20 protein-coding genes are annotated in these 18,484 nt (G+C 61.6%); 8 read left to right on the forward strand and 12 right to left on the reverse strand.

Annotated elements, in window-relative coordinates; all coding sequences use genetic code 11:
* Positions 1 to 12: 12 nt before the first annotated feature.
* From rep to RHP75_RS19985, 3 genes are all read left to right on the forward strand, one after another.
* Complete coding sequence (rep, locus tag RHP75_RS19975; protein WP_311089728.1) at positions 13 to 2,022, forward strand: DNA helicase Rep; 2,010 nt, start codon at positions 13 to 15, stop codon at positions 2,020 to 2,022.
* 118 nt (positions 2,023 to 2,140) lie between these two features.
* Positions 2,141 to 2,713, forward strand: coding sequence for a xanthine phosphoribosyltransferase (locus RHP75_RS19980; RefSeq protein ID WP_311089729.1), 573 nt, complete (start codon positions 2,141 to 2,143; stop codon positions 2,711 to 2,713).
* A 46-nt stretch (positions 2,714 to 2,759) separates the two neighbouring features.
* Positions 2,760 to 3,146 carry a hypothetical protein gene (locus RHP75_RS19985; protein WP_311089730.1) on the forward strand — a complete coding sequence of 129 codons (387 nt, stop codon included), beginning with the start codon at positions 2,760 to 2,762 and terminating at the stop codon, positions 3,144 to 3,146.
* 33 nt (positions 3,147 to 3,179) lie between these two features.
* Here the strand turns inward: RHP75_RS19985 and RHP75_RS19990 are convergent, their stop codons facing one another.
* The 5 genes from RHP75_RS19990 to dadA all read right to left on the reverse strand — a co-directional run bounded on the left by RHP75_RS19990 (position 3,180) and on the right by dadA (position 7,255).
* A complete protein-coding gene (locus RHP75_RS19990) occupies positions 3,180 to 3,602 on the reverse strand; it encodes a c-type cytochrome (RefSeq protein ID WP_311089731.1) in 423 nt (140 codons plus the stop codon).
* A gap of 215 nt (positions 3,603 to 3,817) precedes the next feature.
* A complete protein-coding gene (locus RHP75_RS19995) occupies positions 3,818 to 4,366 on the reverse strand; it encodes a cupin domain-containing protein (RefSeq protein ID WP_090250501.1) in 549 nt (182 codons plus the stop codon).
* A 102-nt stretch (positions 4,367 to 4,468) separates the two neighbouring features.
* Positions 4,469 to 5,542, reverse strand: a complete 1,074-nt coding sequence (alr, locus tag RHP75_RS20000; protein ID WP_311089732.1) for an alanine racemase — start codon at positions 5,540 to 5,542, stop codon at positions 4,469 to 4,471.
* Positions 5,543 to 5,631: 89 nt separating this feature from the next.
* Positions 5,632 to 5,982, reverse strand: coding sequence for a RidA family protein (locus tag RHP75_RS20005; RefSeq protein WP_090250506.1), 351 nt, complete (start codon positions 5,980 to 5,982; stop codon positions 5,632 to 5,634).
* Positions 5,957 to 7,255, reverse strand: coding sequence for a D-amino acid dehydrogenase (gene dadA, locus RHP75_RS20010; protein WP_311089734.1), 1,299 nt, complete (start codon positions 7,253 to 7,255; stop codon positions 5,957 to 5,959). Before dadA ends, RHP75_RS20005 begins: the two co-directional genes overlap by 26 nt.
* A 155-nt stretch (positions 7,256 to 7,410) precedes the next feature.
* On the opposite strand from dadA, the gene RHP75_RS20015 reads away from it, so the two are divergent.
* A complete protein-coding gene (locus RHP75_RS20015; protein WP_311089735.1) occupies positions 7,411 to 7,899 on the forward strand; it encodes an Lrp/AsnC ligand binding domain-containing protein in 489 nt (162 codons plus the stop codon).
* A 3-nt stretch (positions 7,900 to 7,902) separates the two neighbouring features.
* On the opposite strand, the gene RHP75_RS20020 is transcribed toward RHP75_RS20015, so the two are convergent.
* Positions 7,903 to 8,256 carry a YkgJ family cysteine cluster protein gene (locus RHP75_RS20020; RefSeq protein WP_311089736.1) on the reverse strand — a complete coding sequence of 118 codons (354 nt, stop codon included), beginning with the start codon at positions 8,254 to 8,256 and terminating at the stop codon, positions 7,903 to 7,905.
* Between the two features lie 175 nt (positions 8,257 to 8,431).
* Here RHP75_RS20020 and RHP75_RS20025 point away from each other — a divergent pair, with 175 nt between their 5' ends.
* Positions 8,432 to 9,745, forward strand: a complete 1,314-nt coding sequence (locus RHP75_RS20025; RefSeq protein WP_311089737.1) for an FAD-binding oxidoreductase — start codon at positions 8,432 to 8,434, stop codon at positions 9,743 to 9,745.
* Positions 9,746 to 9,787: 42 nt separating this feature from the next.
* On the opposite strand, the gene RHP75_RS20030 is transcribed toward RHP75_RS20025, so the two are convergent.
* On the reverse strand, positions 9,788 to 10,033 hold the full coding sequence (locus RHP75_RS20030; RefSeq protein WP_311089738.1) for a DUF1127 domain-containing protein: 246 nt from the start codon (positions 10,031 to 10,033) through the stop codon (positions 9,788 to 9,790).
* A gap of 184 nt (positions 10,034 to 10,217) precedes the next feature.
* Here RHP75_RS20030 and RHP75_RS20035 point away from each other — a divergent pair, with 184 nt between their 5' ends.
* Entirely contained in the window at positions 10,218 to 11,675 is a 1,458-nt protein-coding gene (locus RHP75_RS20035; protein ID WP_311089739.1) for a PLP-dependent aminotransferase family protein, read from the forward strand.
* Here RHP75_RS20035 and RHP75_RS20040 read toward each other — a convergent pair.
* Positions 11,665 to 12,813, reverse strand: coding sequence for an MFS transporter (locus RHP75_RS20040; protein ID WP_311089740.1), 1,149 nt, complete (start codon positions 12,811 to 12,813; stop codon positions 11,665 to 11,667). The genes RHP75_RS20035 and RHP75_RS20040 overlap by 11 nt on opposite strands.
* Positions 12,814 to 13,106: 293 nt before the next feature.
* Entirely contained in the window at positions 13,107 to 14,600 is a 1,494-nt protein-coding gene (locus tag RHP75_RS20045) for an aldehyde dehydrogenase (protein WP_311089741.1), read from the reverse strand.
* Between the two features lie 253 nt (positions 14,601 to 14,853).
* On the opposite strand from RHP75_RS20045, the gene RHP75_RS20050 reads away from it, so the two are divergent.
* A complete protein-coding gene (locus RHP75_RS20050; RefSeq protein ID WP_311089742.1) occupies positions 14,854 to 15,219 on the forward strand; it encodes a cupin domain-containing protein in 366 nt (121 codons plus the stop codon).
* Between the two features lie 190 nt (positions 15,220 to 15,409).
* Here RHP75_RS20050 and rpmG read toward each other — a convergent pair whose 3' ends face one another.
* On the reverse strand, positions 15,410 to 15,565 hold the full coding sequence (gene rpmG / locus RHP75_RS20055; protein ID WP_007894709.1) for a 50S ribosomal protein L33: 156 nt from the start codon (positions 15,563 to 15,565) through the stop codon (positions 15,410 to 15,412).
* Between the two features lie 10 nt (positions 15,566 to 15,575).
* The gene (rpmB, locus tag RHP75_RS20060; RefSeq protein ID WP_090240685.1) at positions 15,576 to 15,812 is read right to left on the reverse strand and encodes a 50S ribosomal protein L28; all 237 of its coding nucleotides are present in this window, start codon (positions 15,810 to 15,812) and stop codon (positions 15,576 to 15,578) included.
* A 345-nt stretch (positions 15,813 to 16,157) separates the two neighbouring features.
* Here rpmB and RHP75_RS20065 point away from each other — a divergent pair, with 345 nt between their 5' ends.
* Positions 16,158 to 17,747, forward strand: coding sequence for an ABC transporter substrate-binding protein (locus tag RHP75_RS20065; RefSeq protein WP_311089743.1), 1,590 nt, complete (start codon positions 16,158 to 16,160; stop codon positions 17,745 to 17,747).
* Here RHP75_RS20065 and radC read toward each other — a convergent pair.
* On the reverse strand, positions 17,744 to 18,418 hold the full coding sequence (gene radC, locus RHP75_RS20070) for a RadC family protein (RefSeq protein WP_311089744.1): 675 nt from the start codon (positions 18,416 to 18,418) through the stop codon (positions 17,744 to 17,746). The genes RHP75_RS20065 and radC overlap by 4 nt on opposite strands.
* Between the last annotated feature and the right edge of the window lie 66 nt (positions 18,419 to 18,484).

The raw sequence follows: 18,484 nt of genomic DNA on the forward strand, positions 1-18,484 counted from the left end.
ACGATTGCTCCCATGTCCCGACTGAACCCCCGGCAGCAGGAAGCCGTGAACTATGTCGGCGGCCCACTTTTGGTGCTCGCCGGTGCAGGCTCCGGCAAGACCAGCGTGATTACCCGCAAGATCGCCCACCTGGTACAGAACTGCGGCATCCAGGCCCGCCACATTGTCGCCATGACCTTTACCAACAAGGCCGCGCGCGAGATGAAGGAGCGCGTCAGCAGCCTGCTCAAGGGCCCCGAAGCCCGCGGCCTGACCGTGTCGACCTTCCACAACCTGGGCATGAACATCATCCGCAAGGAATACGCGCGCCTGGGCTACAAGCCGGGTTTCTCGATCTTCGATGACGGCGATATCAAGGCGCTACTCACCGACATCATGCAGAAGGAATATGCCGGTGATGATGGTGCGGATGAGATCAAGAACTACATCGACAGCTGGAAGAACGACCTGATCCTGCCCGAGCAGGCACTGGCTAACGCGCGTAACCCTAAGGAGCAGACCGCCGCCATCGTCTACCTGCACTACCAGCGCACCCTGCGCGCGTACAACGCAGTGGACTTCAACGACCTGATCCTGCTGCCGGTGATGCTGTTTCAGGAGCACGCCGACATCCTGGAAAAATGGCAGAACCGCATCCGCTACCTGCTGGTCGACGAATACCAGGACACCAACGCCAGCCAATATCTGCTGGTGAAGCTGCTGGTGGGTATGCGCAACCAGTTCACCGTGGTCGGCGACGACGACCAGTCGATCTACGCCTGGCGCGGCGCGCGTCCGGAAAACCTGATGCTGCTGAAAGAGGATTACCCCTCGCTCAAGGTGGTGATGCTGGAGCAGAACTACCGCTCCACCAGCCGCATCCTCAAGTGCGCCAACATCCTCATTGCCAACAACCCGCATGCCTTCGAGAAACAGCTGTGGAGCGAGATGGGCATGGGCGATGAGATCCGCGTGATCCGCTGCCGTAACGAAGACGCCGAGTGCGAACGGGTGGCCCTGGAAATCCTCACCGAGCACCTGCGCACCCAGCGCCCCTACAGCGATTACGCCATCCTCTATCGCGGCAACTACCAGGCCAAGCTGATGGAGCTGAAACTGCAGCACCATCAGATTCCCTATCGCCTGTCGGGCGGCACCAGCTTCTTCGCCCGCCAGGAGGTGAAGGACCTGATGAGCTACTTCCGCCTGCTGGTCAACCCGGACGATGACAACGCCTTCCTGCGCGTGATCAACGTGCCACGCCGCGAAATCGGCTCGACCACCCTGGAAAAGCTCGGCAACTACGCCACCAGCCGCAAGATCAGCATGTACGCCGCCGCCGGCGAAATCGGCCTCGGCGAGCAACTGGATGCGCGCTACACCGAGCGCCTGGCACGTTTCACCCAATGGATGGACCGGGTGCGCCAGGAATGCGCGCAGAACGACCCGATTGCCGCGATCCGCAGCATGGTGATGGACATCGACTACGAGAACTGGCTTCGCCAGAACGCTTCCAGCGACAAGGTCGCCGAGGCGCGCATGGGCAACGTCTGGTTCCTCGTCGAGGCGCTGAAGAACACCCTTGAGCGCGACGAAGACGGCGAAATGACCATCGAGGACGCCATCGGCAAACTGGTGTTGCGCGACATGCTCGAACGTCAGCAGGAAGAGGAAGAAGGCGCCGAAGGCGTGCAGATGATGACCCTGCACGCCTCCAAGGGTCTGGAGTACCCGTCGGTGTATATCCTCGGTGTGGAGGAGGAAATCCTTCCCCACCGCTCCAGCATCGAAGCCGATACGGTCGAGGAAGAGCGGCGCCTGGCCTACGTTGGCATCACCCGCGCCAAACGCAACCTGACCATGACTTTCGCCGCCAAGCGCAAACAGTACGGCGAAATCATCGACTGCTCACCGAGCCGTTTCCTTGATGAATTGCCGCCAGAGGATCTGGTCTGGGAAGGCCTGGAAGACGCTGCACCGGAGGTCAAGGCCGCCACCGGCAACTCGGCCCTGGCCAATATGCGCGCGATGCTGAAGAAATAACCGGCAACGGTGCGCGGGCGCAGACAGACGTATTTCGTCAGCTCCTTCATCCGCGCTACGCTGCACCATTACATCCCGGCGCAGACCGGGCATCAGAAAGAACGACGAGGGTAACCGCGTGGAAGCGCTGAAACAGAAAATTCGCGATGAAGGCACCGTGCTCTCGGAGCATGTACTCAAGGTCGATGCCTTTCTCAATCACCAGATCGACCCGGCACTGATGCAGCAGATCGGCAACGAATTCGCCCAGCGCTTCGCCGGCCAGGGCATCACCAAGATCGTCACCATTGAAGCCTCGGGCATTGCCCCGGCGGTGATGGCCGGCCTGGAGCTGGGCGTGCCGGTGATCTTCGCGCGCAAGTACCAGTCGCTGACGCTCAAGGACGACCTGTACATCTCCAAGGTGTTTTCCTTCACCAAGCAGACTGAAAGCACCCTGGCCATCTCGGCCAAGCACCTGGGCGCCCACGACCATGTGCTGCTGATCGACGACTTCCTGGCCAACGGTCATGCCGCCCGCGCCCTGATCGACCTGATCGGCCAGGCTGGCGCCAGCATCGCCGGGATCGGCGTGGTCATCGAAAAGTCCTTCCAGCGCGGCCGCGCCGAACTGGATGCGCAGGGCTATCGGGTCGAGTCACTGGCGCGCATCGGCTCACTAGCCGATGGTCAGGTCAGTTTTATTGATTAGATCAGGCACACACATGGATCGTGATTACCAAAAGGCGACTAAGCACGTGCGCAAGCATGCTGCCAAGACCCTAGACAAGATGCCCTGGATTGCCGGCGCTTTGCTCGGCCTGCTGACTGTGAGCCTGGCGACGGCCCCACCCTCACTGCCTCTGCTAGCCGCTAATGCGCTGCTGGGCGGTCTGTTTCTGGCGGCCTATGCCTTCAGCCTGAAACGCCCAGAGTGGCAATGGCTGACAGGCATGCTAGCCCCAATACTCATCTCACTTATCTCGGTCAGGCTTAGCGAAAAACTCGGTTCAAGCGCCTGGTATCTGCTGCAAGGCCCGCTGGCGCTATTCGCTACGTTTAGCCTGCTGGCACTGCTGATGCGCCCACATCTGCGCCGACTGGCTGGAATACCGATAAAACGTCGGCACAAAAAAGCCGCCTGAATAGGCGGCTTTTTTACAGCAGCGTCAGGCGTATTACAGGCCAGACATCTTCTGAATCGCTTCACGCAGCTCGTCGTCCGAGCAATCAGCGCAGGTACCTTTTGGCGGCATGGCGTTGATACCGGAAATCGCCTTGGCCAGGATGCCGTCAAGACCACCCTCTGCATCAGCACGGGCTTTCCAGGCTGCAGCGTCGCCAATTTTCGGCGCACCCAGAATACCTGGGGTATGGCAGGCACCGCAGTGCTTGGCAATGATGTCATCGGCAGTACGCGCAGCGCCGCCGGTTGTGGCTGCTACAGCGCCCACGCCCTTGCATTCTTCGCCCATCACACAGACTTGGCCGACCGGCTTCAGTCGCTCGGCAATGGCTTCGTCGGTCGTGGCTTGAGCAGTCACTGCCCACAGGGCCAATACGGTAGCCGGTGCTACCAGGAGCTTTTTAATCAGGTTCACGGTACACCCTCTTCGTGGCTAGTCACGCTCGCGGCCACGGTTTCGCGAGCGGGCGACAGTATAACGGCAAGCCGCTGCCGCCGAAACAACCCATATTGTCGCAGGGTTATTTGTGTTTCAGCAGACAGGCCCGGTAGAACCTGTTTTCGATCTCGCGAGCTAGGCCCTGTTTTTAACGCCGCAGGGCCGACGCGCAGCAGATCGTAAGCAGGTTCTTAGAAATTGGCCGGCGTAGTGGCACTGATAAGACGCGCTGGCTGCTCGAACGGATTACGGAAACGGTGCGGCTTGCTGCTCTCGAAATAGTAGCTGTCACCTGGCTCAAGGATAAACACCTCGTCACCCACGGTCAGCTCCAGCTTGCCCTCGACCAGCATGCCGGCCTCTTCACCTTCGTGGGCGTACATTTCGTCGCCGGTGTCGGTGCCGCTGGGGTAGGTTTCATCAAGAAAGGAAATAGCTCGGCTCGGATGCGCCTTGCCCACCAGCTTCATGGTGATGGCCCCGCTGCAGATATCGGTGAGTTCGGCGGCGCGATAGACCACCTGGGCCTGGCTATCCTGCTCCACGTCCAGGGAGAAGAACTCCACCAGTGACATGGGAATACCCGCCAACACCTTTTTCAACGAGCTGATCGAAGGGCTTACGCTGTTCTTCTCGATCATCGAAATGGTGCTGTTGGTGACGCCCGCCCGTTTGGCGAGTTCACGCTGGGAAAGGCCTTTGAGTTTGCGAATGGATTGCAGGCGTACACCGACGTCCAATGCTGGAGTCCCCCTTGGGAGTGATACGGAAAAGTCGCCGTATCATGGCATAGCGTTCAGAATTTACAACACTCGCGTTCAAACTCGTCTACAGCGTGGCTGTTAGTGCCCGAGGTAGAGCAGCGGCACCCTTCGCAGGTTGCAGAAAAGCTGGTAGGGAATGCTGCCGGCCTGGGTGGCAACATCGCTGGCCAGCACCTGTTTGCCCCAGAGCTCAACGCGACTGCCCTGGCCCGCTTGTGGCAGATCGGTCAGGTCGACAGTGAGCATGTCCATCGACACGCGGCCGATCAGGCGGGTCAGTTGGCCGTCCACCGCCACGGGTGTGCCGGTAGGCGCGTGACGCGGATAGCCGTCGGCATAGCCCATGGCGACCACACCGACGCGGGTTGGCCGCTCGCTGACAAAGCGCGCGCCATAGCCCACCGGCTCGCCGGCCGGCAGTTCGCGCACGCTGATGATCTTCGATTCCAGGGTCATTACCGGTTGCAGCCGCGCGGCCACGGCCTGTGCCTGCTCGAACGGGGTGGCGCCGTAAAGCATGATGCCAGGGCGCACCCAGTCGCTCGGCACGCTCGGCCAGCCCAATACGGCAGGCGAGTTGCGCAGGCTGACCTCGGCGACAATGCCCTGGCGCGCCTGCTGAAAAACCGCCAACTGTTCAGCACTGCGCGGGCAATCCAGCTCGTCGGCACGGGCGAAGTGACTCATCAGAACAATCTTCGCCACCTTGCCACTGGCCAGCAGGCGCTGGTAGGCCGCCTGATAATCGGCCGGGTGCAGGCCGACGCGGTGCATGCCGCTGTCCATCTTCAGCCAGACCGTCAGCGGGCCGCGCACAGCGCTGCGCTCAATCGCTTCCAGCTGCCACAGTGAATGCACGACACACCAGAGGTCGTGCTGCTCGATCAGCGGCAACTCGTCGGCCTCGAAGAACCCTTCCAGCAACAGAATTGGCCCGCTAATGCCGGCCTCGCGCAGCTGCAGCGCTTCCTCGATGCAGGCCACGGCAAAACCATCGGCCTGCTCCTGCAACGCCTGAGCACAACGCACCGCGCCATGGCCGTAGGCATCCGCCTTGATCACCGCCAGCGCGCGCGCGCCGCTGACCTCGCGGGCCAGTTGGTAGTTGTGACGCAAGGCTTGCAGGTCGATCAGAGCACGGGCAGGACGCATGATGTTCTCGGCTATCAGCAGTTTTCAGGCTATAAAAAAGCCCGGGGTGATGGCCGGGCAAACACTTATCGCAAACGGGACGGGCCGATTTACAGGGCGGCCACGATCATCATTTCCACCAGCACCTCAGGCTTGTACATCTTCGCCTCGACACAGGCCCGTGCAGGCGCCGCGCCTGGCGCGACCCAGGCATCCCAAACCTGATTAAGCCCGGCGTAATCGCGGTCCATGTCCTTCAAGTAGATGGTCACGGAGAGGATCTTCGACTTGTCGCTGCCGGCCTCGGCCAGCATGCGGTCGGTGTTGGCCAGGGTTTCGCGGGTTTGCTGCACGATGTCGCCGCTGTAGTCGTCCGCCAGTTGCCCGGCCAGGTAGACCGTGCCGTTATGGATGACGATTTCGCTGTAACGACTTTCAGTGTGCAGGCGCTGTACTGACATGCTTATGACTCTCCTGGAAACGGCTGTAACGGGAAATATCCAGGCCTTCGGCGCTGATCTGCGGGCGCTTTTTCGCCATCAGATCGGCAAGCAGGCGACCGGAGCCGCAGGCCATGGTCCAGCCCAGTGTGCCGTGACCGGTGTTGAGGAACAAATTGCGCAAGCCGGTGGCGCCAACAATCGGCGTGCCATCCGGAGTGGCCGGACGCAGGCCGGTCCAGAATTCGGCCTGGCGCAGATCGCCGCCCTGCGGGTAGAGGTCGGCGGTAATCATTTCCAGGGTTTCGCGGCGACGCGGATTGAGGCTCAGGTCGAAACCGGCGATCTCGGCCATGCCGCCCACGCGGATGCGGTTGTCGAAACGGGTGATCGCCACTTTGTAGGTTTCATCGAGGATGGTCGAAGTCGGCGCCATCGCCGCATTGGTGATCGGTACGGTCAGCGAATAGCCCTTGAGTGGGTACACCGGTGCTTTGATACCCAGCGGCTTGAGCAATTGCGGGCTAAAGCTGCCGAGGGCCAGCACGTAGCGGTCGGCAGTTTCCAGCTTGCCGTCGATCCACACGCCATTGACCCGATCACCCACGGCGTCGATACGCTGGATGTTCTGGCCGAAGCGGAATTCCACACCCAACGCCTTGGCCATCTCGGCCAGTTTGCTGGTGAATAGCTGACAGTCGCCGGTCTGGTCATTCGGTAGACGCAGCGCGCCGGCCAGTTTGTCGGTGACTGCAGCCAGGGCCGGCTCAACGCGGGCGATGCCGGCGCGGTCGAGCAGCTCATAGGGCACGCCGGACTGCTTGAGTACGGCAATGTCTTTCGCCGCGTTATCCAATTGCGCCTGGGTGCGGAACAGCTGGGTGGTGCCCAGGCTGCGGCCTTCATAGGCGATGCCGGTTTCCGCACGCAGCTCGTCGAGGCAGTCGCGGCTGTACTCGGACAGACGCACCATGCGCTCCTTGTTCACCGCGTAACGGCTGGCGGTGCAGTTGCGCAGCATCTGCGCCATCCACAGGTACTGGTCGATATCGGCAGTGGCCTTGATCGCCAGCGGCGCGTGCTTTTGCAGCAGCCACTTGATGGCTTTCAGCGGCACGCCCGGCGCAGCCCACGGCGAGGCGTAGCCAGGGGACACCTGGCCGGCGTTGGCGAAGCTGGTTTCCATGGCCGGGGCGTGCTGCCGGTCAACCACCACCACTTCAAAGCCCTGACGCGCCAGGTAATACGCACTGGCTGTACCAATCACACCGCTACCGAGAACTAAAACCCGCATGCCGCTCTCCTCGCCGCGACAATGCGCGACGGATAATTCCTGAGATCACAATTGAGCGCAGTATAGGAAGAGATCAGCAGTGCTTTTCACTATATAAATAGCTATATTTGGCGACAATTCTTGGCAAAATCGCCTTCTACAGAGGGGTATCCACCGTGCGCACCCAACATCAGAGCCGCCGTGAGCTGGACAAGATCGACCGCAATATCCTGCGCATCCTGCAGGAAGACGGGCGCATCAGCTTTACCGAGCTGGGTGAGCGGGTCGGCCTGTCGACCACACCCTGCACCGAGCGCGTACGCCGCCTGGAGCGCGAAGGGATCATCATTGGCTACCACGCCCGGCTCAACCCGCAGCAGCTCAAGGCCAGCCTGTTGGTGTTTGTCGAGATCAGCCTGGACTACAAGTCCGGCGATACCTTTGAGGAGTTCCGCCGCGCGGTGCTCAAGCTGCCGCACGTGCTCGAATGCCACCTGGTGTCCGGCGACTTCGACTACCTGGTGAAGGCGCGGATCAACGAAATGGCCAGCTACCGCAAGCTGCTCGGCGACATCCTGCTCAAGCTGCCGCACGTACGCGAGTCGAAGAGCTACATCGTGATGGAGGAAGTGAAAGAAAGCCTGAGCCTGCCGATTGCTGACTAGCAGTCAGACTAGAACTTGGCGGGTAGTCGCAATCAACTGATGCACCTGCTTTGCCACCGCCGGTTCAATCATCTGCTCCGGGCCCTGGCCGCGAGGGCACGGCAGGCTCGGCGTGGTGCCAAACAGGCGGCAGATCAGCGGGCGTTGGTCATACACCGTGCACCCTTGCGGGCCGAGGTGTACGCAGTTGTACTCGGCCAGCGCGGCATCATGCTCGGCATCACTCTTTACCGGCAGCCGCGCCATTTCCTCGGATGACGCGGTGACCGGCCCGCAGCAATCGTGGCAACCCGGTACACAGGCGAAGCTGGGAATCTGCAAACGCAGCTGGTCGATCTTGCGGCTGGTGCAACTCATCGGCGTGATCCTGAAACACAGGCCGGCATAGTAACCGCGCCCAGGGTTGAATCGCGGCAAGTGCCAGGGCTAACCGACGAAAATCCGCTTATTTCGCGATTGCCTCTTGGCGTTTGGCAAATCTCACGCTTATCCTTCGTAAAATTTTCCAAACACAATAATCAGGATTCCACACATGAACGCCCGCGTTCACCAGCCGGCTCACAGCAGCCAGCACGCCAATTCCTATTACGCCGCCAGCGCCAATCGCCAACTCGACTACCCCGCCCTGGGCGGTGAGTTGCGCGCCGATGTATGCATCGTCGGCGGTGGTTTTTCCGGCCTTAACACCGCCATCGAGCTGGCGCAGAAAGGCCTCTCGGTGGTGCTGCTGGAAGCGCACAAGATTGGCTGGGGCGCCAGCGGGCGCAACGGCGGCCAGCTGATTCGCGGCGTCGGCCATGGCGTGGAGCAGTTCGAATCGGTGATTGGCGCGCAGGGCGTGCGCGAACTGAAACTGATGGGCCTGGAAGCGGTGGAAATCGTCCGCCAGCGCATCGAGCAGTTCAACATCGACTGCGACCTGACCTGGGGCTACTGCGACCTGGCCAACAAACCCAGCCACCTCGCCGACTTCGCCGAAGACATGGCCGAACTCAAGCAGTTGGGTTATCGCCATGAAATGCGCCTGCTGCAACCGGAGCAGATGCACGAAGTGGTCGGCTCCAAGCGCTACGTCGGCGGCATGATCGACATGGGCTCCGGCCACCTGCACCCGCTTAACCTGGCACTCGGCGAAGCTGCGGCTGCGCAGAGCCTGGGCGTGCAGCTGTTCGAGAACTCGGCAGTAACGCGCATCGACTACGGCAGTGAGGTCAAGGTACACACCGCCCAGGGCGTGGTGCGCGCCGCTACCCTGGTGCTCGGCTGCAACGCGTACCTGAATGGCCTGAACAGCAACCTGGGCGGCAAGGTACTGCCCGCCGGCAGCTACGTGATTGCCACCGAGCCGCTGTCCGAAGCCGAAGCGCGGGCGATCATTCCGCAGAATATGGCCTTGTGCGACCAGCGCGTGGCCCTGGATTACTACCGCCTTTCTGCCGACCGCCGCCTGCTGTTCGGCGGTGCCTGCCACTATTCCGGTCGCGATCCGGCGGACATCGCCGGCTATATGCGGCCTAAAATGCTGGAAGTCTTCCCGCACCTGAAAGACGTGAAAATCGACTACCAGTGGGGCGGCATGATCGGCATCGGTGCCAACCGCCTGCCGCAGATCGGCCGTCTCAAGGAACAGCCCAACGTGTATTACGCCCAGGCCTACTCGGGCCACGGCGTAAATGCCACGCACCTGGCCGGCAAACTGCTCGGCGAGGCCATCGCCGGCCAGGCCAGCAGCGGTTTCGACCTGTTCGCCAAGGTGCCGCACATGACCTTCCCCGGCGGCAAACACCTGCGCTCGCCGCTGCTCGCCCTGGGCATGCTCTGGCACCGGATGAAAGAACTGGTCTGATCGCCCCATGCAGCAGGCCGCCAAGGCCTGCTGCGCGCCCCCTCACAGCTTCCAGAACGGCAGCAGCGCCTCGCGTAGGGCCTGCTCGCGGCTCAGGCCGATATCATTGAGCTGCTCGTCAGTCAGCCTCAGCAGCGCCCGACGAGTGGTCAGGCGCAGCCAGAATGCGTTCCAGCGGCGTACAGCTGGCTTCGCCGCCCCCACCTGAACATACAGATGCCCGCCAGGGGCCTCTTGCTGCAGCTCGCCTGCTTTCATTGTCAGCCTGACATCACTCAACCCGTTCATCGCCTGCTCTCCTGCTCGTAAGCCTGATGGGAGAACATGATGAGCGACACGAGAAAAGCATGACAGATTCAAAAATATACTTTTAAATCCATACAGATTTCCGAAACCAGACTCTGAATGGTGGATTTATCGTCTATCTGTACTGTCTTGGCGCAGCACAAAGAGAAATTGCGAGGCAACTGTTATGACGCTTTACGTCAACCTAGCCGAATTGCTCGGTGCCCGTATCGAGCAGGGCCTGTATCGCCCCGGTGATCGCCTGCCCTCCGTGCGCGCCCTCAGCCTGGAACATGGTGTCAGCCTGAGCACCGTGCAGCAGGCCTATCGCCACCTGGAGGATCAGGGCCTGGCCACGCCCAAGCCCAAGTCCGGCTACTTTGTGCCCCAAGCGCGCCAGCAGCCGGCGCTGCCGATGGTCAGCCGCGCCGCCCAGCGACCGGTGGATATTTCCCAGTGGGACCAGGTACTGGAACTGATCAGCCGGCCGCCAGGCGGTGATGTGCTGCAACTGGGGCGTGGCATGCCGGATATCAGCAGCCCAACCCTGAAACCGCTGCTGCGCACCCTGTCGCGCATGAGCCGCCGCCAGGAGGTCAAGGAGCTGAGCTATGGCAGCCTGTATGGTGACCCTGGCCTGCGCGCACAACTGTCGCGGCTGATGCTCGACTCCGGCTGCCAGATCGCCATTGAAGAGATCGTCACCACCACCGGCTGCCACGAAGCCCTGTCCGTGGCCATTCGCGCGGTGTGCGCGCCGGGCGACATCGTGGCCGTGGATTCACCGAGCTTTCATGGCGTGATGCAGGCACTCAAGGGCTACGGCATGAAGGCCCTGGAGCTGCCCACCGACCCGCTCACCGGCATCAGCCTGGAGGCATTGGAACTCGCCCTGGAGCAATGGCCAATCAAGGCCATCCAGCTCACCCCCAACTGCAACAACCCGCTCGGCTACATCATGCCGGAGGCCAACAAGCGCGCCCTGCTGGCCCTGGCGCAGCGCTATGACGTGGCGATTATCGAGGATGACGTCTACGGCGAGCTGGCCTACAGCTACCCACGCCCGCGCAGCATCAAATCATTCGACGAGGACGGTCGCGTGCTGTTCTGCAGCTCGTTTTCCAAGACCCTGGCGCCCGGCCTGCGGGCCGGCTGGATTGCCCCGGGCCGCTACCTGCAACAGGTGCTGCACCTTAAATACATGAGCACCGGCATGGCCGCGCAGCTGCCACAACTGGCCCTGGCCGAATTTATCGCCAGCGGTCATTACGAACCGCACCTACGCCGCATGCGCAGCCAGTACGCGCGCAATCGCGACTGCATGATCGACTGGGTCAGCCGCTATTTCCCCGCAGGCACGCGGGTCAGCCGGCCCCAGGGCGGCTTTATGCTATGGCTGGAGCTACCGCAGGGTTTTGACAGCCAGCGCCTGAACCGCGCACTGCTGCCACACAACATCCAGATCGCGCCCGGCAGCATCTTTTCCGCCGCCGGCAAATACCGCAATTGCCTGCGCATCAACTACGCCAGCCAACCCAGCCCAGCGCTTGAACAGGCGATTCGCCAGGTCGGCGAATGCGTGGCCGCGCTGCTCGCCGAGCAACAACTCGTACACAACAGCGCAGAGGGTGCGGTCACGCCTTGATGGCCGCCACCTCGCTGAATGCACCGCGCTGAAACGCCAACCAGACAAACAGCGCCGCGCCAATCGCCATCAGGATCGGCAGCGCATGGCCGCTGACCCACTGGCTCGCCGCACCGGTCGACAGCGGCCCAAGCAGACAGCCCGCGCCCCAGAGCAGGGCGATATGCGAGTTGGCGCGCACCAGGGCGTCGTCGCGGTAACGCTGCCCGACCAGAATCAGCGACAAGGTATACAGACCGCCCGCACTGGCACCGAACAGCACCAGCACCACCCAGATCAGCGGCGTGTGCAGCAATGCGGGAATGCTCAGGCTCGACAGCAACAGCACCACCCCACAGCAACGGAACAGCGTCTGCCGAGGTACGCGGTCGGCCATCCAGCCAATCGGCAACTGCAGCGCCGCATCACCGACCACCACCACGCTGACCATGATCAACGCCATTTGCTGGGCAAAGCCTTCGCGCACCAGATACACCGGCAACAACGTCAGCACCATGGCTTCGAATCCGGCAAACAGCACCACGGCCCAGGCAATTGCCGGCGAAGTGCGGCAGAACGCCAGAATGCCGCGCCCGGAAGCACTTTGCGCATCGACCTCAGGCGCGCCATCGCGACCCAATAGCAGCAAGCTGCCACCCACCAGCAGCGCGGCGGAACACCAGAAGCCGCGATCACTTTCCGTGCCTAGCAGGGTGAGCAGCAGCGGCCCGCACAGCTGGCTGAGCGCAAAGCCGGTGCCATACAGCGCCACCAGACGGCCGCGCAGACGGTCCTCGACCAGCTGATTGATCCAGCTTTCGCCGAGCACAAACACCACGGTCAAGGAGATGCCAATCAGCAGACGCAGCAGCAGCCACAGCGGATAGCTCGGCATCACGCTCAGCAGCGCAACCGACGCCGCACTGGCCAGCAGGCACAGGCGCAGGGTCTGCGGCGTGCCGAACCAGCCGGCCATGTGCCCAGTGAGACGCGCCCCGACCAGCACGCCAATCGCCGGCATGCCCGCCATCACGCCAATGGCAAAGGGGCCATAACCCCAGGCTTCAAGGCGAAACGACACCAGCGGCAGCGTCACGCCCAGCGCCAACCCGACGATCACCACCGCCGCGCTGACGGCGAAATAGGTCATCCAATTCATTTTTTCACTCCATTCCCTGGCCCGCGTGGCACCCGCTGCACAGATGCAAAACGGCCGGACTCCATAGGAACCCGGCCGCAAATGGATTTAATGGAGCCAACCCCGTCAGAGCTACGGGACTAAGGCCAGGACCAACGACCAGCGGGAGTAACAGCCGCAGGCTGGCCCGCAGGATGAGCGCCAGCGAATCAGGCGTCCCGGAGCTTTTAAGCGCAGCGTACTGCAGTACGTGAGCATTAAAAGCGAGGACGCCACGCAGCATGGCCGACGGCCCGGAGGTCGTCCCGGTAGCGTTACAGCTTGATCCAGGTCGCCTTGATCTCGGTGTACTTGTCGAAGGCATGCAGGGACTTGTCGCGGCCATTGCCCGACTGCTTGAAGCCACCGAACGGCGCGGTCATGTCACCACCGTCGTACTGGTTGACCCACATGCTGCCGACGCGCAGCGCCTTGGCGGCCAGGTGCGCCTTGGACAGGTTGCTGGTCCAGATGGCGGCCGCCAGGCCATAGATGCTGTCGTTGGCAATCGCGATAGCTTCTTCAGTGCTGTCGAACGGAATCACCGTCAGCACCGGGCCGAAGATTTCTTCCTGCGCGATGCGCATGGCGTTGTGTGCGTCATCGAAGATGGTCGGCTCAACATACTGGCCACCCGTTTCTTCCAGGGTGCGCTTGCCGCCGCAGAGCAGCTTGGCCTGATCCTTGTGGCCGGCATCGATATAGCCAAGCACGGCATTCAGGTGACCCGCATCGACCAGCGCGCCGACCTTGGTGTCCGGGTCCAGGGCGTGACCGGCTTTCCAGTCCTGCATGGCTTCCAGCACCATCGGCATGAATTTATCTTTGATCGAACGCTCTACCAGCAGACGCGAGCCAGCGGTGCACATCTCGCCCTGGTTGAAGCAGATCGCTGCAGCAGCAGCCTCGGCTGCGGCCTTGAGGTCCGGCGCATCGGCGAAGACGATATTCGCGCTCTTGCCGCCGGCCTCCAGCCAGACGCGCTTCATGTTCGATTCGCCAGCGTAGATCATCAGCTGCTTGGCGATCTTGGTCGAACCGGTGAACACCAGGGTGTCGACATCCATATGCAGCGCCAGCGCCTTGCCAACGGTATGACCGTAACCCGGCAGCACGTTGAGCACGCCCGCCGGAATGCCGGCATCCAGCGCGAGCTGGGCCATGCGCAGAGCGGTCAGTGGGGATTTCTCGGATGGTTTGACGATCACCGAGTTGCCGGTGGCAAGGGCCGGACCGAGCTTCCAGGCGGTCATGATCATCGGGAAGTTCCACGGCACGATGGCCGCCACCACGCCCACCGGTTCGCGGGTCACCAGGCCCAGCTCGTCGTGCGGAGTAGCCGCCACTTCATCGTAGATCTTGTCGACCGCTTCACCACTCCAGCGAATCGCCCGCGAGGCACCTGGCACGTCGACACCCAGCGCGTCGCTGATCGGCTTGCCCATGTCTAGGGTTTCCAGAAGGGCCAACTCTTCAGCGTGCTGATCCATCAGGTCGGCAAAACGGATCATGATGCGCTTGCGCTGCGCCGGTGCCATACGCGACCAGACGCCAGACTCGAAGGTGGCGCGGGCATCCGCGACGGCCAACTCGGCATCGGCCAGGTCACAGCTGGCTACCAGGCCGAGCAGGCGTCCGTCGACCGGGCTGATGCACTCAAAGGTGGCCCCGGAGACAGCGGCGCGGTACTCGCCATGAACAAAGGCACGGCCTTCGATCTTCAGGTTCTTAGCGCGCTGCTCCCAGTCGGCACGAGTCAGGCTAGTCATTGCTACATCCTCTATCGCTAGTAAAGCGCCGCAGGTCGGCCGCACGCGCTGTCAATTATTCTGCATGGGACCTTACGGCCCAATCCTGTCGGCAACACTAAACTAGAGCCCTGCACACTTCCAATATTTTTTACAAAAACTGGCAAACCCGCCTTGTTATGTGTGCTTTATTAAACATAGACTGCCGAAATCGTCACCCCAACCGACAACAAGCCTGGCCTTAACAGGCGCTCAATCCCTACCGGACATGCTTATGAACATCGAAAAGATCGTCGACTTCGCCACCGCCACCACCGCCCCGGAGCACTATCGCCCAGCGGCGGAAAAAGTCCTCAAGGGTGACCCCGAGCAAAGTGTGCGCAACCACTACGGCAGCCCGTGTGGGCAGTTCAATGCAGGGATCTGGGAAGGCGACATCGGCCACTGGACCATCAACTACACCGAACACGAATACTGCGAGATTTTGCAGGGTGTCTCGGTGCTGCGCGACAAGGACGGCAACGCCAAGACCCTACGTGCCGGCGACCGCTTCGTGATCCCGGCCGGTTTCTCCGGCACCTGGGAAGTGCTGGAACCCTGTCGCAAGGTCTATGTGATCTTCGAGCAAGCCAGCCACTGATCGCTATTCATGCGTCACCCTTCGCCCGCCTTGCGCGGGCTTTTTATTGCCTGTGACTCCAGCGACCAGTTGCGGACAATGCGAAATCCAAGCACCTCACTCACCTCTGACGCCAAGCTGCCTGAGCTGAATGCCGGGCAAGAAAAAGCCCGCCATATAGGCGGGCTTTTTCGGCAAGGAGCCAGATCAATTACTTGATCTTACCTTCCTTGTAGATCACGTGCTTACGCACAACCGGATCGAATTTTTTGATTTCGATTTTGTCCGGAGTGGTGCGCTTGTTTTTGTCGGTAGTGTAGAAGTGACCAGTACCGGCACTCGAGATCAAACGGATCAATTCACGCATGACTTTCCCCTTAAACCTTTTCGCCGCGAGCACGCAGCTCGGACAGAACTACGTCAATACCACGCTTGTCGATGCAACGCATGCCTTTGGCAGAAACGCGCAGACGTACGAAACGGTTCTCAGACTCGACCCAGAAGCGATGATGCTGCAGGTTCGGCAGGAAACGACGACGGGTTTTGTTGTTTGCGTGGGAAATGTTATTCCCGGTTACCGGACCCTTACCGGTAACTTGACAGACTCTCGACATGCCTCAGCCCTCTAAAACCACATGCCCAACCCGGCATGGGTTGGCCGCTAATATTCAATCTTGGCGCTTAACGCCGCGTATCTCGAGGGTCTTACCGGCCGTACCTGAAAGCGCAAGAACCGGGCCCCTACAAAAGAGCGCTGCTTTATACCAGAAACCCCCCAGCGCAACAAGGTTAAACGTACTTTACCCGGCAAAGACCAACTCGCAATTCCAGCGCCCAGGCCAGCAGGTAGCGGCAATAGCGCAGATCGACCACTCGTCGCCAAGACAGATTGCTCTGCCGCCGGATTATGGCCTAGGGTAAGACCCTCGCCCGCGCACCATCCTGTTCAGGAGTTTGCCATGCGTCTTGCCGCCCTACCGTTATTGCTCGCCCCGCTACTTGCTCCGATTCTGGCCCAGGCCAGCACGCTCAGCGTCTGTACAGAAGCCAGCCCGGATGGTTTCGACGTGGTGCAGTACAACTCGCTGACCACCACCAACGCCTCGGCTGACGTATTAATGAACCGCCTGGTGGATTTCGATGCTGTCAGCGGCACATTGCAGCCGAGCCTGGCACAGGCCTGGGAGGTCAGCCCGGATGGCCTGAGCTACAGCTTCACCCTGCGCCCGGACGTGCAGTTCCACCAAACCGACTATTTCAGCCCCAGCCGCCCGCTGAATGCCGATGACGTGCTATTCAGCTTTCAGCGCATGCTCGACCCGACCCACCCCTGGCACAAGGTCGCCCCCAGTGGCTATCCACACGCCCAGTCGATGCAGCTGCCGAGCCTGATCAAAAGCATCGACAAGACCGGCGAACACAGCCTGCGCTTTAGCCTTAACCGCGCGGATGCGACCTTCCTCGCCACCCTGAGCATGGGCTTCGCTTCTGTTTATTCCGCCGAATACGCCGCGCAACTGCTGGCGGCCGGCACCCCGCAAGCGCTCAACAGCCAGCCGATTGGCAGCGGGCCGTTCGTCTTCAAGCGTTTCCAGAAGGACGCCAGCGTGCGCTACAGCGCCAACCCGAACTACTTCGCGGGCAAGCCTGCGGTGGACAACCTGGTGTTCGCCATCACCCCGGACGCCAACGTGCGCCTGCAGAAGTTGCGCCGCGGCGAATGCCATATCGCCCTGTCGCCGAAACCGCAGGACGTGCAGTCGATCAGCGGCGATAGCAATCTACAGAGCGCGCATACCGCTGCCTTTATGACCGCATTCGTCGGCATCAACAGCCAGCACCCGCCGCTGGACCAGCCCGCCGTGCGCCAGGCAATCAACCTGGCCTTCGACAAAGCCAGCTACCTGAAAGCGGTATTCGAGAACAGCGCCGAGGCCGCTAACGGCCCCTACCCGCCGAATACCTGGAGCTACGCCAGCGAGCTGCCTGGATACCCGCACAACCCGGAGAAAGCCCGCGAACTGCTGAAGTCTGCCGGTCTGGCCGATGGTTTCACCACCACCATCTGGACTCGCCCTACCGGCAGCGTGCTCAACCCCAACCCGAGCCTGGGCGCACAACTGCTGCAGGCAGACCTCGCCAAGGTCGGCATCAAGGCGGAAATCCGTGTGATCGAGTGGGGCGAGCTGATTCGCCGCGCCAAGGCCGGCGAGCACGACCTGCTGTTTATGGGCTGGGCCGGTGACAACGGTGATCCGGACAACTTCCTCACCCCGCAATTTGCCTGCGCCTCGCTTGAGTCCGGGCTGAACTTCGCCCGTTATTGCGACCCGCAACTGGACAAGCTGATCGCCGATGGCAAAAGCACCAGCGACCAGACTCAGCGCAGTCAGATATATAAAGAAGCGCAGCAGATCATCCAGCAGCAGGCGCTGTGGCTACCACTGGCCCACCCGACCGCCTATGCGCTGACGCGCAAACAGGTCGAGGGTTACCAGGTCAGTCCGTTCGGTCGCCAGGACTTTTCCAAAGTGCGCCTGAAGCCTTAGAGCCAACCGTACTCGGCCATCGACAGCGGCTCACCGTCGCCGACGATAAAGTGGTCGAGTACGCGCACGTCCACCAGCTCCAGCGCTTCTTTCAGGCGGCGGGTCAGCACCCGATCCACCTGACTGGGCTCGGCGACACCGGATGGATGGTTGTGGGTCAGGATCAACGCCGCCGCGTTATGCGCTAACGCGCGTTTGACCACCTGCCGGGGATAGACACTGGCACTGTCGATGGAGCCGTGAAACAGCGCTTCGAACGCCAGCACGCGGTGCTTGGCATCGAGAAACAGGCAGCCAAACACCTCGTGAGGCTCATGGCGTAACAGAGCTTTCAGGTAATCACGCACGGCCTGCGGGCTTTCCAGCGCCGAATCGCGGCGCAATTGCTCGGCCAGGTGTCGTCGTGCCATCTCCAGCACCGCCTGCAACTGGGCGAATTTGGCCGGCCCCAGCCCCAGGCGCTGGCTGAACGACGGCAGATCAGCCTGCAACAGGGCGCGCAGGCTACCGAAATCACCCAAGAGATGCCGCGCCAGGTCGACCGCACTCTGCCCGGCCACCCCGGTACGCAGGAAAATCGCCAACAGTTCGGCGTCGGTCAAGGTGACGGCACCCTGAGCCAGAAGTTTTTCCCGCGGCCGCTCGGCCGCCGGCCAATCACGAATACTCATCACACCTCCATGTGTGCTAAAAGGCGCGACAACGCGCCACGCCAGCGCGCGCAAAGCCAAGCCAGG

Source organism: Pseudomonas sp. SG20056 (assembly GCF_031764535.1).
Lineage (GTDB): Bacteria > Pseudomonadota > Gammaproteobacteria > Pseudomonadales > Pseudomonadaceae > Aquipseudomonas.

Coding starts and splice junctions, on each gene's coding strand:
- rep (WP_311089728.1), top strand. CDS start 13: ATGTCCCGACTGAACCCCCGGCAGCAGGAAGCCGTGAACTATGTCGGC.
- alr (WP_311089732.1), bottom strand. CDS start 5,542: ATGCGTCCTGCCCGTGCTCTGATCGACCTGCAAGCCTTGCGTCACAAC.
- RHP75_RS20005 (WP_090250506.1), bottom strand. CDS start 5,982: ATGTCAGTACAGCGCCTGCACACTGAAAGTCGTTACAGCGAAATCGTC.
- dadA (WP_311089734.1), bottom strand. CDS start 7,255: ATGCGGGTTTTAGTTCTCGGTAGCGGTGTGATTGGTACAGCCAGTGCG.
- RHP75_RS20020 (WP_311089736.1), bottom strand. CDS start 8,256: ATGAGTTGCACCAGCCGCAAGATCGACCAGCTGCGTTTGCAGATTCCC.
- RHP75_RS20025 (WP_311089737.1), top strand. CDS start 8,432: ATGAACGCCCGCGTTCACCAGCCGGCTCACAGCAGCCAGCACGCCAAT.
- RHP75_RS20030 (WP_311089738.1), bottom strand. CDS start 10,033: ATGAACGGGTTGAGTGATGTCAGGCTGACAATGAAAGCAGGCGAGCTG.
- RHP75_RS20035 (WP_311089739.1), top strand. CDS start 10,218: ATGACGCTTTACGTCAACCTAGCCGAATTGCTCGGTGCCCGTATCGAG.
- RHP75_RS20040 (WP_311089740.1), bottom strand. CDS start 12,813: ATGAATTGGATGACCTATTTCGCCGTCAGCGCGGCGGTGGTGATCGTC.
- RHP75_RS20045 (WP_311089741.1), bottom strand. CDS start 14,600: ATGACTAGCCTGACTCGTGCCGACTGGGAGCAGCGCGCTAAGAACCTG.
- RHP75_RS20050 (WP_311089742.1), top strand. CDS start 14,854: ATGAACATCGAAAAGATCGTCGACTTCGCCACCGCCACCACCGCCCCG.
- rpmG (WP_007894709.1), bottom strand. CDS start 15,565: ATGCGTGAATTGATCCGTTTGATCTCGAGTGCCGGTACTGGTCACTTC.
- rpmB (WP_090240685.1), bottom strand. CDS start 15,812: ATGTCGAGAGTCTGTCAAGTTACCGGTAAGGGTCCGGTAACCGGGAAT.
- RHP75_RS20065 (WP_311089743.1), top strand. CDS start 16,158: ATGCGTCTTGCCGCCCTACCGTTATTGCTCGCCCCGCTACTTGCTCCG.
- radC (WP_311089744.1), bottom strand. CDS start 18,418: ATGAGTATTCGTGATTGGCCGGCGGCCGAGCGGCCGCGGGAAAAACTT.